Raw genomic sequence first — 12,789 nt, 5'->3', positions numbered from 1 at the left:
CGGGCTCAGCCGACGTCCTCACGCCGCAGGAGAGGGAGCTGATGAGCATCGAACCGAGTCCCCTCGACCGTGCGGGAGAGCTGCGCGATGATCCCGGGCTGGTGTCGCGTCTCCGCGGGGACGCGACGACCCGGGTGGTCGTGGTCCGCGACGGGCGCGCACGCATCGACGGGGACTCGCTGCTGCGGGTCGCCCCGCGCGAGGTCGGCGATGCCGAGTGGGCTCTGCTCGGCCGGGACCCGGACGGCACCGCGGTGCTGCTCGCGGCGACGACGGAGACCGCGGACAGCATCGACACGGCCCCCGACGAGACCTGGCTGGGCGTCCGCGACGCCGGCGGGCGCCTCGGCCGCGGAGACTCCGATCTCTTCATCGAGGGGGTCGCCCTCGCCGCTTGGCTGCGCGACGCGCCCTTCTGCCCTGCGTGCGGGTCGCGCACCGAGCTGCGGCAGTCCGGCTGGTCGCGGAAGTGCCTGCGGTGCGGGCGGGAGCATTTCCCGCGCACCGACCCCGCGGTGATCGTCGCCGTGGAGAGCCCCGACGGGAGCCGCCTGCTGCTGGGGGCCAACGCCACCTGGCAAGGGCGGATGCATTCCTGCTTCGCGGGGTTCTCCGAGGCGGGGGAGTCTCTCGAGACGACCGTGCACCGCGAGCTCGCGGAGGAGGCGGGCGTGCGGCTGAGCGCGCTGCGCTACGAGTCCTCCCAGGCCTGGCCCTATCCGCGCTCGCTCATGATCGGCTTCCGCGCGGTCGCCGCAGATGAGGACGTCCGTGCCGACGGCGAGGAGATCATCGACGTGCGCTGGCTCACCCGCGACGAGATCGGATCCGCGCTCCGGGGCGAAGGCCCTGTGGGGCTTCCCGGCCCGGCGTCCATCGCCCGTGCGCTCATCACCTCGTGGTACGAGGAGCGCGCGTGAGCGCACTCGACGCCCTCGACGAGCGTCAGCGGGAGGCGGCATCCGTGCTGCGCGGGCCGGTGGCCGTGCTCGCCGGCGCGGGCACCGGCAAGACCCGCGTGATCACACACCGCATCGCGCACGGCGTCGACACGGGCGCCTATTCGCCAGGGCGCGTCATGGCGGTCACGTTCACCGCCAAGGCGGCGGGTGAGCTGAGAGGGCGCCTGCGTGCGCTCGGGGTCGAGGGAGTGGCGGCCCGCACGTTCCATGCCGCGGCCCTCGCCCAGCTGAACTTCTTCTGGCCGACGCTCACCGGGGACCAGGCGCCGAGCATCATCGACAACAAGGTGCGGATGCTCGGGCAGGCCGCCGACTCGCTGCGGCTGCGTCCCCGCACGGCGACGCTCCGGGACATCGCCTCCGAGATCGAGTGGCGGAAGGTGTCGATGATCTCCATCGACCGGCACGCCGAGCTCGGTCGCGCGGTGCCCGGGGTGGACGCGGGGCAGCTGGCCGACCTGCAGCGCGCGTACGAGAAGCTCAAGGACGAGCGGCGCCAGCTCGACTTCGAGGACGTGCTCCTCGCGTGCGCGGGGATGCTGGAGGCGGAGTCCCGGGTCGCCGCCGCCGTGCACGAGCAGTACCGGCACTTCACGGTGGATGAGTTCCAGGACGTCTCCCCACTGCAGAACCGTCTGCTGGAGATGTGGCTCGGCGACCGCCGCGACCTCTGCGTCGTGGGCGACGCCAGTCAGACCATCTATTCCTTCGCGGGCGCCGAGCAACGGCACCTGCTGGAGTTCGCGCGGCGGTACCCGGATGCCACGGTGGTGCGCCTCGAGACGAACTACCGCTCTCAGGCGCCGATCCTCACCGCGGCGAACGCACTCATGCACGGGCGTCCCGGCGCGCTGGCACTCGTCCCCGCGCGCGACTCCTTCAGCGCGGAGGCGCCGACCGTCACCGGCTACGACAGCGAGACGGAGGAGGCCGCGGGGATCGCCGCGGCCATCGCGGATCAGCTCCGCGCCGGGGTCGCGCCCGCCGACATCGCCGTGCTCTATCGGGCGCATGCGCAGTCCGGCGTGATCCAGCAGGCGCTCGCCGCGGAAGGGATCGCGACCAGTGTGCTGGGCGGGGTGCGGTTCTTCGACATGCCCGAAGTGCGGCAGGCGGTGCTGGCCTTGCGCGGGGCGGCCGTCGCCCCGACGGACGCCGGGTTCCTCTCCGCCGTGCGCGACGTGCTGCGGGGTCTGGGACTCAGCGACGAGCCGCCGCAGGCCGGCGGCGCGCAGCGTGACGGGTGGGAGGCGCGGCGCGCGATCCTCCGTCTCGCCGAGGAGGCCGCGCCCGGGACCACGCTGCGATCCTTCGCCGAAGCGCTGACCGCGCGGGCGAAGGATCAGCACGAGCCCGAGCTGAGCACCGTGACGCTCTCGACCCTGCATGCGGCGAAGGGCCTGGAATGGCCGCACGTGCACCTCGCGGGATGGGCGGAGGGCGCCCTGCCGATCTCCTACGCCACGGGGTTCGAGCAGATCGACGAGGAGAGGCGGCTCGCCTACGTGGGGATCACGCGGGCCGCGCGAACGCTGTCGCTGTCGTGGGCGCGCTCCGCTGGGCGGGGAGAGCGCGCGCCGTCGAGGTTCCTCGCGGAGATCGGAACGACGACGCGCGGCACCGGCATCCTGCGTGAAATCTCACCGAGCGCCAGACGCAGCGCCCGTCGGGACTGATCCGGGCGATGACACCGGCGTCGTCGAGCGGCGCCTGCAGCAGGCGGACCACGAGGTCTGCGGCGCGCGCGATCCTCGTCGCGGTGACGGGGGTCCCGCGCCCGCCCACCAGCTGCGCGTGCAGCTGAGGCCAGGCCGGATCGCGCTCGCCTTCGTGTGCGTCCCGGCAGGACAGGCAGGGGGTCCGTCCGGGACGGATCAGCGGTCCGACGGTCGTCGCGGCGTACTCGAACGAGACCGGGAGATGGGCGAGGTCCTCGCGCAGACAGGACGTCAGGTGCAGAGCGGAGACCGCGCCCTGCACGGCGATCACCCCCACGGCATCGTGGTCTCCGCGAGCGCGGCGCTCCAGCCCCTCGTCCTCGAGCATGTCGGCGAGGCGCCACGGCAGGCGCTCGTCGGCGATGTTCGCGCCGTCGATCCAGAACGGCGGGGGAGGGGGCGGGTCTTCGCGCAGGACCGGCTCGAGCCGGGCGAGCAGCGCGCGGGCCTCGGTGCGTGGCGCACCGACGCCGTGGGCGATGACGTCGAACGACGACCGGCGGAAGCCGCGGGCCAGGGCCCGCAGGAGCGGCTCGGCCCACGGCGCGTCCAATTGGATGCGCAGCACGTCCTCCGCCCCGAACTGCACCGTCGTCGCGTCGCGCCAGAGCAACGGGTAGCGGGGGTCGAGGCGCGTGCGTGCGACGGGGAGGAGCGGGCTCATGGCCCGATCATGCCCGGCCTGCTCCCGTGAAAGACGGCAGCGGAACACCTCGTGGAGAACTTCCCCGATCTCGCCCCAATGGGGAGGACGAGTCGCGCCGACGGTCAGACCGGGCGGTCCCCTTCCGGGCGGTCGCTTTCCGGGCGGTCGTCCTCGGGCCTCTGCGCCTCGCCGCCGTCCTGCGCCCCTTCCGGGGGACCGTCGTCGGCCGGAGCGCCGCCGAAGTCGTCGCCGTCGAGCAGCCGCGCCAGCGCCTCGTCGAACTCGTCCGCCGCGGGTGCCTCGCCGCGGGCGGTGGCCTGCAGCCGGGTGATGAGTGCCGCCGGATCGTCGATGTCCGAGGCCTGCGGCATGAGGTCGGGGTAGTCCCAGAGCGCATCGCGGGCCTGCACGCCGACGGCGTCGGTCACCGCGCGCCACATCGCTGCGGCCTCGCGGAGCCGACGGGGGCGCAGCTTCAGGCCGACCAGGGCCCCGAGCGCGTCCTCCGCGGGACCGCCCGCCGCGCGCCGCCGCCGGGCGGCCTCGGCGAGCCGGGCGCCGTCGGGCAGCCGGGAGGTCGCCTCGGCCGTGACCACGTCGACCCATCCGTCGATCGTCGCCACGAGGTTCTCCAGGCGGGTGAGCGCCTCGCGCTGCGCGTCGGTCTGGGCCGGCAGCAGCGCTCCGCCCTCGATCGCGGCGCGGAGCTCCTCGGGATCCGAGGGGTCGAGGCGTCCGGCCACGTCCTCGAGCGCATCCATGTCGACGGTCACCCCTCGGGCGAAGTCGGTGATCTGGGACAGCACGTGCAGGTGCAGCCACTTCGCATGGCGGTACAGGCGGGCGTAGGCGAGCTCCCTCGTCGCCAGGTACAGCGAGATCTGGTCCTCGGGGATCTCCAGGCCCTCGCCGAAGGCCGCGATGTTCTGCGGGATCACAGCGGCGGTGCCGGCCGGGAGCACGGGGATGCCGACGTCGCCGCCGGAGACCACCTCGAGCGAGAGGTTGCCCAGCACGCGCCCGAACTGCGCGGCGAACACCGAGGAGCCCAGGCCGCGCATGAGGTCGCCCGCGCCCTGGACCATCCCGCGCATCTCATCGGGCACCTGCGTGTCGAGCGCCTGCATGAGGGCGTCGGCGATGCTCGTCGAGACCGGGCCGGCGATCTCCCGCCACACCGGGAGCGTCTGCTCGACCCACTCGCCGCGCGTCATCGCCCGCGGTGCGGAGGCGAGCTCGGAGATGGTGGTCGCCTCGCTCAGCCAGAGGTCGGCCAGCCCGAACGCGTCCACCAGCGAGGAGCGGGAGCCGTCCGTGATGCTCTGACCGTCCTGGTTCGCGATGTGCAGCGCCTGGCGCTTCGCGGCCTCCCAGGGATCGCCGCCGCCGAAGGCGCCCTGCAGCTGTGCCATGAGCGACTGCATCATGGCGGGGTCGATCGCCAGGCCGTCCATGCCGCCCAGCGCCTCGCGCAGCGCGTCGGCGTCCATCCCCTCGCCGGACATCATCCGGCGCAGGAACTCCTGGAAGTCCGACGGATCCGGTTCTTCATTCGCCATGGCGGGGCCCTCTCAGCACGTGTAAAGCCGGTGCCATCTACGCTAGTTGCAGGTTTCCGCGCACGTGCCCGACGGGCGAGGATCCGTGTACGCCGCTCGCGAACGCCGGAGGTCCCGTTGTCAGAACGCCGCTCGATGCGCATCGGCGTCGGTGTGTGGTCGCTCGTCGTCGCACTCGTCGCGCTCGTGGTGCTGACCTTCCTGCCCACGCAGTACGTGATCCAGCGCCCGGGCCCGGTGTACGACACCCTGGGCTCGGCCAAGAACGAACAGGGCACGTCGATCCCGCTGATCGAGGTGGACGGCGCGAAGACCTACCCCACCGGCGGCAACCTCGACATGACGACGGTGCAGGTCGTCGGCAACCGCGAGCACACCCCCAACTGGCTCGAGCTCGCCCTCGCGTGGATGGACCCGACACGGGCGGTCATGCCGATCGACGCGGTCTTCCCCCAGGGGCTGACGAGCAAGCAGCGCGATGAGCGCAACGCGACGATGATGGTCGACTCCCAGCACGAGGCGACCGCGGCCGCCCTCACCGAGCTCGGCTACGACGTCGGCGCCAAGGTCGAGGTCGCGGGCACGGTGGAGGGCCTCCCCGCCGACGGCCTGCTCCAGCAGGGGGACGTGATCGTGGCCGCCGACGGGGAGAAGGTCACCTCCGCCAAGGTGCTGCGCGCGCACATCCAGAAGGCGGAGGCGAACCCGGTGGAGCTGACGGTGAACCGGGCCGGGGCGGAGCAGAAGGTGCGGATCACGCCGGAGAAGCAGGTCTCCGACGGTGTCACGGCCTGGCTGGTCGGCGTCACCCTGAAGACCGACTACTCGTTCCCCATCGACGTGAAGATCCAGCTCGACAACGTCGGCGGCCCGAGTGCCGGGATGATGTTCGCGCTCGGGATCATCGACCGCCTCACGCCAGGAGAGCTCAACGGCGGCAAGAAGGTGGCGGGAACCGGGACGATCGAGGCGGACGGCACCGTCGGGGTGATCGGCGGCATCCGGCAGAAGCTCTACGGCGCGCGCGATGCCGGGGCGGAGTACTTCCTGGCGCCCGCGGGCAACTGCGACGAGGTGGTCGGGCACGTGCCCGACGGGCTCAAGGTGTTCCGCACCGAGTCGCTGACGCAGTCCCTCGCAGCGCTCGAGGTGATCGCGAAGGGCGGCGACACCTCGAAGCTGCCCACCTGCACCGCGGGCTGAGCCGCGGCGCCCGCGATTTCGCGGGAAGCGGATGTCCATGCCCATCCACAGGTCGCCTGCCTAGGATGGGAAGGTGACCACGACCTCAGCGCCGACACCGGCCACGCCACGCACCTCCCGCAGAGTCCTCGCGATCTCGCTCGTCGTCATCGCGGCGCTCATCGTGGGGTTCTTCATCTTCGCCAACCTGTACACGGAGTTCCTCTGGTTCGACCAGCTGCGCTTCGCGTCGGTGCTGACGACGCAGTGGTTCGGCTTGGCGGCGATGTTCGCGATCGGCTTCTTCGGCATGGCGATCCCGCTGTTCGTCTGCATCCAGCTCGCCTACCGGCTGCGCCCGGTGTACGTGAAGCTGAGCTCGCAGCTCGATCGCTATCAGGAGGTCGTCGAGCCGCTGCGACGGCTCGCGATGTGGGGCATGCCGGTGTTCTTCGGCATCTTCGGCGGGTTCGCCGCCGCGGGCAACTGGGAGACCGCAGCGCTCTGGCTCAACGGCGTCACCACCGACGTCGTCGACCCGCAGTTCGGCATCGACACGGGCTTCTACATGTTCGCGATGCCCTTCTACCAGCTCGTCCTCGCGTTCGTGTCGGCGGTGCTCCTGCTCAGCCTCGTCATCACCGCGCTCGTCTCCTACCTCTACGGCTCGGTGCGGATCGGCCAGCGTGAGCTGCGCATCTCGAAGCCCGCCCGCATCCAGCTCGCGGTGATCGCCGGGGTCTACCTCCTCGTGCAGGCGGCGAGCCTGTGGCTCGACCGCTACACCACGCTGGTCAAGCCGGACGACCGCATCACGGGCGCCGCCTACACCGGCGTCAACGCGACGATCCCCGGGCTGGCGATCCTGTCGATCATCGCCGCGATCGTCGCCGTGCTGTTCTTCGTGACCGCCGTCATCGGCCGGTGGCGCTTCCCCCTCGCGGCGACCGCCCTGCTGCTGGTCGCATCGCTCGTGGTCGGCATCGGCTATCCGTGGATCGTGACCACCTTCCAGGTGGCCCCGAACCAGAACCAGTACCAGGCCAAGTACTACGAGCGGAACATGAAGGCCACGCAGACCGCGTACGGCATCGACGACCTTCAGACCACCTCCTTCACCGCCAACCGCGACGCCGAGGCGGGGCAGCTGCGTCAGGACGCCGACACCACGGCGTCGATCCGCATCCTCGACCCGGCGATCGTGAGTCCCACGGTGCGACAGCTGCAGCAGTACCGGCCGTACTACCAGTTCCCGACCGAGCTCGACGTCGACCGCTACAAGGTCGACGGCAAGATGCAGGACACGGTCGTGGCGGTGCGCGAGCTCGACGTCTCCGCGCTCAGCGACGCCAACAACTGGAACAACCGCGCCGCGGTGTACACCCACGGCTACGGCCTGGTGGCGATGGCCGGCAACCAGCGCACCGTCGAAGGGGAGCCGGTGTTCCTCGAGCGCGGCATCCCGACCTCGGGCTTCCTGACCAACTCCGAGAAGTTCGAGCCGCGGGTGTATTTCGGTGAGCAGTCCCCGGAGTACTCGATCGTCGGCGCCCCCAAGGGCTCCGAGCCCGTGGAGATCGACTTCCCCCGCGGGAGCGACGAGGGGGCGTCCGACACCAAGACGACCTTCACCGGCGACGGCGGTCCGCGCATCGGCAACCTCTTCACGAAGATGCTCTACGCGCTGAAGTTCCAGTCCGAGCAGATCCTGTTCTCGAACCTCGTCAACGAGGATTCGCAGATCCTCTACGACCGGAATCCGAAGACGCGCGTGCAGAAGGCCGCGCCGTACCTCACCCTCGACAACGACCCGTACCCGAGCGTCGTCGACGGCCGCATCGTCTGGATCGTCGACGGGTACACGACGAGCTCGAGCTACCCGTACTCCACGGGGGTCAACCTCCGTCAGTCGATCGCCGACTCGAACAACCCGTCCCCGGCGATCGCGCTCGACAACATCAACTACATCCGCAACTCGGTCAAGGCGACGGTCGACGCCTACGACGGCTCGGTCAAGCTCTACGCCTGGGATGACAAGGATCCGGTGCTCAAGGCCTGGCAGAAGGTCTACCCGTCGACGGTGCTGCCGATCTCCCAGATGTCCGGCGACCTGATGAGCCACGTCCGCTACCCGACCGACCTGTTCAAGGTGCAGCGCGCGATGCTGGGGGTCTACCACATCCAGGACGTGGCCTCCTTCGCCCGGCGCGACAACGCCTGGCGCACGCCGAACGACCCGCAGCAGTCCTCGCGGCTGCAGCCGCCGTACTACCTGTCCATGCAGATGCCCGGCCAGGACTCCCCCCGGTTCTCGATGTTCACGACGTTCATCCCCGACGCGAGCAGCGACAACACCCGCGAGGTGATGATGGGCTACCTCGCGGTGGACTCGGACGCGGGTTCCACGGCGGGCAAGAAGGCCGGGACCTACGGGCAGCTGCGCATGCTCGAGGTCAACACGGATCCGCCCGTGCCGGGGCCGGGACAGGTGCAGAACACCTTCGACACCGACACCCAGGTGGCGCAGCAGCTGAACCTGCTGAAGCAGGGTCAGTCGAACGTGCTCCACGGCAACCTGCTGACCCTGCCGGTCGGCGGCGGACTGCTCTATGTGCAGCCGGTCTACGTCGAGGCGACCAAGGGCACCAAGCTGCCCCGTCTGCAGAAGGTCCTGGTGGCCTTCGGCGACCGCATCGCGTTCGCCGACACCCTCACCGGAGCGCTCGACGAGCTGTTCGGCGGCGACGCAGGCGCCGGTGGCGGCGACGCGGGTGTCGACCCGGGATCGTCCGGCGGCGAAGGCGGCACGGGCGGCACGGGCGGCGAGAAGCCGCCGGCGACCGACGCCCGTCAGCAGGCGCTCGACACCGCGAAGCAGGCGATGCTCGATCGCGAGGCCGCGCTGAAGGCCGGCGACCTGACCAAGTTCGCCGAGGCCGACAAGAAGCTCACCGACGCGGTGCAGAAGCTGCTCGACCTCGAGTCGAGCGGTTCGGACGCCAAGAAGTAGAGCCGCGTGCCAGGAAGGCCCCGATCGGAATCCCGGTCGGGGCCTTCCCCGTTCCGGGGGCCGCGGGGATGCTCCATGGTCGTCGCGACGGTTCGCAGACGGGCGGAGGGGAGCCCGATTCGCCAATGCTCTGATCCCGTGCTAAGGTTAATTCTTGTGCCGCGGGGTGGAGCAGTTCGGTAGCTCGCCGGGCTCATAACCCGGAGGTCGCAGGTTCAAATCCTGTCCCCGCAACAAAGAAGAGGCTCCTGATCAGGGATAACTTGATCAGGAGCCTCTTGCTTCCCCTGGTGGAGCAGGTCCGACGACCGCAGCGCAGGTCCTCTCATGACCGGCCGCTAGGATGATCGTTCCGATCCGACCATTGGGGAGGCAGCGTGCGTGCGGCGAGCGTACTGATGAGCGGCGTCTTCGCCACCGTGGTTCCGGCCCTCGTCCTGTGGCCCGTCATCCTCGGGCCGAGCGGTACGAGCTTTGCGTCGTAGCGTCGAGACCAGCGCCGAGGCCCCGCAGAGCGCCGGTGCGGGCGGATCGCAGCATGCGAGCGCGCGACGAGTCGCGCTGGTGGCAGTGATCGTGCTCGCCGGGGCGGCGGTCCTGGTGATGTCGTGGCCGCAGGCGCTGGGCATGCAGAGGGTCCCGGGGATCGCTCAGCTGATCGCGTTCCGGGCGCCGCTCGGGATCGGCATCGCGCTGTTGGCCTTGCTCGCAGGAGCTATCGGTCTCATGAGGCGCGGGCGCAGACCGGTGCTCGCAGCGGCGCTTGCTCTGGTCCTGGCCGCCGGATCTCTCGTCAACGGTGCGGTGCTCGCGGCCCGGGGCTCGGCGAACGGAGCGCTTCCCGACGGCGACCTGGTCGTGATGGCCTGGAACGCGCAGGGAGGGGCGACGTCGCCCGCCGAGATCGCCCGTGTCGCCGCAGACGCGAGGGCGGATGTGGTGAGCCTGCCGGAAACAGATGAGAAGGCGGCCGCCGAGGTCGCGCGCCTGCTCGCCGAGCAGGGCATCGGCATGAGGCCCCATACGGTGAGAGCCGAAGGCGAGTACGACTGGATCCCGACCTCGGTGCTGATCGCCGACCGGTTGGGCGACTACGACGTCGATGCGAGCGCCGGTACGACGCCGGGCCTGCCCAGCGGCGTGTGGCGGCCCGTCGACGGCGATGGGCCCGTCATCGTCGCCGCACACCCGCTGCCCCCGCTGCCGGACAGCATGGACGGCTGGGACGAGGGGCTGAGATGGGTGGCCGAGGCGTGCCGCTCTTCGAACGTGATCGTGGCGGGCGACTTGAACGCGACGGTCGACCACCTGGCGGGACTGGGCATCCACGGGCATCTCGTCGGCGGCTGCGACGATGCGGCACAGGAGGCGGGTGCCGCGGCCGTCGGCACCTGGCCGTCGGGCGTTCCTTCGTGGATCTCGTCGCCGATCGACCATGTGCTGCACGGTTCGGCGTGGATCGCGAAGGCCGTCAGGGTGCCGGGTGCCGATCCCGGAGGCTCTGACCACCGTCCGATCGTGGCCGTGCTCGACAACAGGTGAGTGGACCGGCCGAGTCTCGGACAGGCACGCGCCGGTGGGGCAGGATGGGCACATGCCTTCCGCTGCGCAGCTCCTCGTCGCCGTGTGTCAGTTCGCCCCGGTGGCGGATCGTCTCCGCAACCGGATGCGGATCGCCGAGCTGGTCGACGAGGCCGCCGGACGCGGCGCGGCACTGGTGGTGCTGCCGGAATACTCCAGCTATTTCACCGATCCGATGGACGCGTCCTTCGCGGCGAACGGCGAGACGCTGACCGGAGAGTTCGTCACCGGCCTGCGAGGGCTCGCGCAGGAACGCGGCGTGACCATCGTCGCCGGTCTGGTCGAGGCCTCCGCCGAGGCCGGACGCGTGCACAACACGGTCGTCGCCGTCTCCGCAGCCGGGGTGCAGGCCGTGTACCGCAAGCAGCACCTGTACGACGCTTTCGGGCAGACCGAGTCGGACTGGATCGCGGCCGGTGCGACGGGCGAGGCCGCGGTGTTCGAGCTCGGGGGCCTCCGCTTCGGCATGATGACCTGCTACGACCTGCGCTTCCCGGAGGTCGCGCGCACCCTGGCCGACGCCGGGGCGGATGCGCTCCTGGTGCCCGCGGAGTGGGTGCGGGGCCCGCTGAAGGAGCACCACTGGACGACGCTGCTCGCGGCGAGGGCGATCGAGAGCACCTCCTACGTGATCGCCGCGGACCACCCGGGCCCGATCGGCGTCGGCCATTCGCAGATCGTCGACCCGCAGGGCGTCGTCGTCGCGGGGATCGGCGCGGGCGAGGGCGTCGCCCTGGCGCCGCTCGACGCCGGGCTCGTCGCGCGCACCCGCGACGTCAACCCCGTGCTGCGGCTCCGCCGGTACCGGGTGGTCCCGCGCTGACGGGAGTCCCGCCCGGGGAGAGCCCGGTCAGGCCCCGCGGAGCCCCGCGAGCCGGCGGGCGGCCTCCTCGAGCACGTCCACACGCTTGCACGCCGCGAAGCGCACCAGCCCGGCGTAGTCGTCTCGGCGCGCGGCGGAGACGAATGCCGAGATCGGGATCGCGACGACCCCCGCGCGTTCGGGCAGCGTCCGGCAGAAGGCGGCGGCGTCCGCGCCCCCGAGCGCCGTGGCATCGGCGACCGTGAAATAGCCGCCCTGTGGTGCATGCACCTCGAAGCCGGCAGTGCGCAGCGCCTCGCCGAGGAGGGCGTGCTTCGCCCGCAGCGCGGAGGCCGCATCGGCGAAGACGGCGTCCGGCAGCCGGAGCCCGAGGGCGATCGCCGGCTGGAACGGAGATCCGTTCACGTACGTGAGGTACTGCTTGACCGTGAGCACCGCGGTGATCAGGGCCGCAGGGCCGTGCACCCAGCCGATCTTCCAGCCGGTGGTGGAGAAGGTCTTCCCGGCCGACGAGATCGTCAGGGTGCGCTCCGCCGCGCCGGGGAGCGTCGCCAGCGGGATGTGCGGCGAGGCGAAGGAGAGGTGCTCATAGACCTCGTCGGTGACGATGATGGCGTCGTGACGCTCGGCGAGGCGCACGATCTCCCGCTGCACCTCGTCGCCGAAGACGGCGCCGGTCGGGTTGTGCGGGTCGTTGACGAGGATGATCCGGGTGCGGTCGGTGACCGCATCGGCGAGTTCGCCGAGGTCGGGCTGGAATCCGGGCGCGCGCAGCGGGACGGTGCGCAGGCGCGCCCCGGCGAGGGCGACGGCCGCGGCATAGGAGTCGTAGTACGGCTCGAAGACGACGACCTCGTCGTCGGGGGAGTCGATCAGGGCGAGCAGGGTCGCGGTGAGCGCCTCGGTCGCCCCCGCGGTGACCAGCACCTCGGTGGCGGGATCGACGACGAGGCGGTAGAAGCGTCTCTGATGCGCGGAGATCGCCTCGAGGAGGTCGGGGATCCCGCGGCCGGGAGGGTACTGGTTCGCCCCCGCCGCGATCGCCTCACGTGCCGCCTCGAGCACGGCGGCGGGACCGTCCTCGTCGGGGAACCCCTGGCCGAGGTTGATGGCGCCCGTCCTCACCGCCGCCGCAGACATCTCTGCGAAGATGGTGGGCGCCACCTCGCCGGCGGCGGAGAGGAGCCCTGCTCCGGCTGCGGTGCGGCGCCAGGCGCCGGGAATGACATCCATGGAGAACAGGCTAAGACCATAGGGGACATCCACCCTCGCCATACGAAACCCACAGACTCGGGCGTCACTCTGTAA

General features: G+C 71.1%; 8 protein-coding genes and 1 tRNA gene. 7 read left to right on the top strand and 2 right to left on the bottom strand.

Annotated features, from left to right (window positions below; translation table 11 throughout):
* The first annotated feature begins 41 nt into the window (after positions 1-41).
* Positions 42-920, top strand: a complete 879-nt coding sequence (nudC, locus tag ABWO84_RS02565) for an NAD(+) diphosphatase (protein ID WP_353112190.1) — start codon at positions 42-44, stop codon at positions 918-920.
* Positions 917-2,638 carry an ATP-dependent helicase gene (locus ABWO84_RS02560; protein ID WP_353112188.1) on the top strand — a complete coding sequence of 574 codons (1,722 nt, stop codon included), beginning with the start codon at positions 917-919 and terminating at the stop codon, positions 2,636-2,638. The genes nudC and ABWO84_RS02560 overlap by 4 nt, the downstream gene beginning before the upstream one ends.
* An 810-nt stretch (positions 2,639-3,448) precedes the next feature.
* Here the strand turns inward: ABWO84_RS02560 and ABWO84_RS02555 are convergent.
* On the bottom strand, positions 3,449-4,885 hold the full coding sequence (locus ABWO84_RS02555) for a zinc-dependent metalloprotease (RefSeq protein ID WP_353112186.1): 1,437 nt from the start codon (positions 4,883-4,885) through the stop codon (positions 3,449-3,451).
* Positions 4,886-5,020: 135 nt separating this feature from the next.
* Between ABWO84_RS02555 and ABWO84_RS02550 the strand changes: the two genes are divergently transcribed.
* The 5 genes from ABWO84_RS02550 (at position 5,021) to ABWO84_RS02530 (ending at position 11,481) form a co-directional block, all read left to right on the top strand.
* Entirely contained in the window at positions 5,021-6,088 is a 1,068-nt protein-coding gene (locus ABWO84_RS02550) for a YlbL family protein (RefSeq protein ID WP_502915371.1), read from the top strand.
* Between the two features lie 73 nt (positions 6,089-6,161).
* Entirely contained in the window at positions 6,162-9,077 is a 2,916-nt protein-coding gene (locus tag ABWO84_RS02545) for a UPF0182 family membrane protein (RefSeq protein WP_353112182.1), read from the top strand.
* Between the two features lie 160 nt (positions 9,078-9,237).
* Positions 9,238-9,311: transfer RNA gene (locus ABWO84_RS02540), tRNA-Met, on the top strand.
* Positions 9,312-9,551: 240 nt separating this feature from the next.
* Positions 9,552-10,619, top strand: a complete 1,068-nt coding sequence (locus ABWO84_RS02535) for an endonuclease/exonuclease/phosphatase family protein (protein ID WP_353112180.1) — start codon at positions 9,552-9,554, stop codon at positions 10,617-10,619.
* 52 nt (positions 10,620-10,671) lie between these two features.
* Positions 10,672-11,481, top strand: coding sequence for a carbon-nitrogen hydrolase family protein (locus ABWO84_RS02530; protein ID WP_353112178.1), 810 nt, complete (start codon positions 10,672-10,674; stop codon positions 11,479-11,481).
* 27 nt (positions 11,482-11,508) lie between these two features.
* Here the strand turns inward: ABWO84_RS02530 and ABWO84_RS02525 are convergent, their stop codons facing one another.
* Positions 11,509-12,714: an aminotransferase class I/II-fold pyridoxal phosphate-dependent enzyme gene (locus ABWO84_RS02525; RefSeq protein WP_353112176.1), complete on the bottom strand. Its 1,206-nt coding sequence runs from the start codon at positions 12,712-12,714 to the stop codon at positions 11,509-11,511.
* Positions 12,715-12,789: the final 75 nt, after the last annotated feature.

This window comes from Microbacterium sp. (genome assembly GCF_040394595.1).
In the GTDB taxonomy this organism is placed as follows: domain Bacteria; phylum Actinomycetota; class Actinomycetes; order Actinomycetales; family Microbacteriaceae; genus Microbacterium.
This window is presented reverse-complemented; position numbering and strand designations above follow the sequence as displayed.

What these genes read in the sequence shown, in the direction of transcription:
- nudC (WP_353112190.1), top strand. Translation starts at nt 42, where the DNA reads ATGAGCATCGAACCGAGTCCCCTCGACCGTGCGGGAGAGCTGCGCGAT.
- ABWO84_RS02550 (WP_502915371.1), top strand. Translation starts at nt 5,021, where the DNA reads ATGCGCATCGGCGTCGGTGTGTGGTCGCTCGTCGTCGCACTCGTCGCG.
- ABWO84_RS02530 (WP_353112178.1), top strand. Translation starts at nt 10,672, where the DNA reads ATGCCTTCCGCTGCGCAGCTCCTCGTCGCCGTGTGTCAGTTCGCCCCG.
- ABWO84_RS02525 (WP_353112176.1), bottom strand. Translation starts at nt 12,714, where the DNA reads ATGGATGTCATTCCCGGCGCCTGGCGCCGCACCGCAGCCGGAGCAGGG.
- ABWO84_RS02555 (WP_353112186.1), bottom strand. Translation starts at nt 4,885, where the DNA reads ATGGCGAATGAAGAACCGGATCCGTCGGACTTCCAGGAGTTCCTGCGC.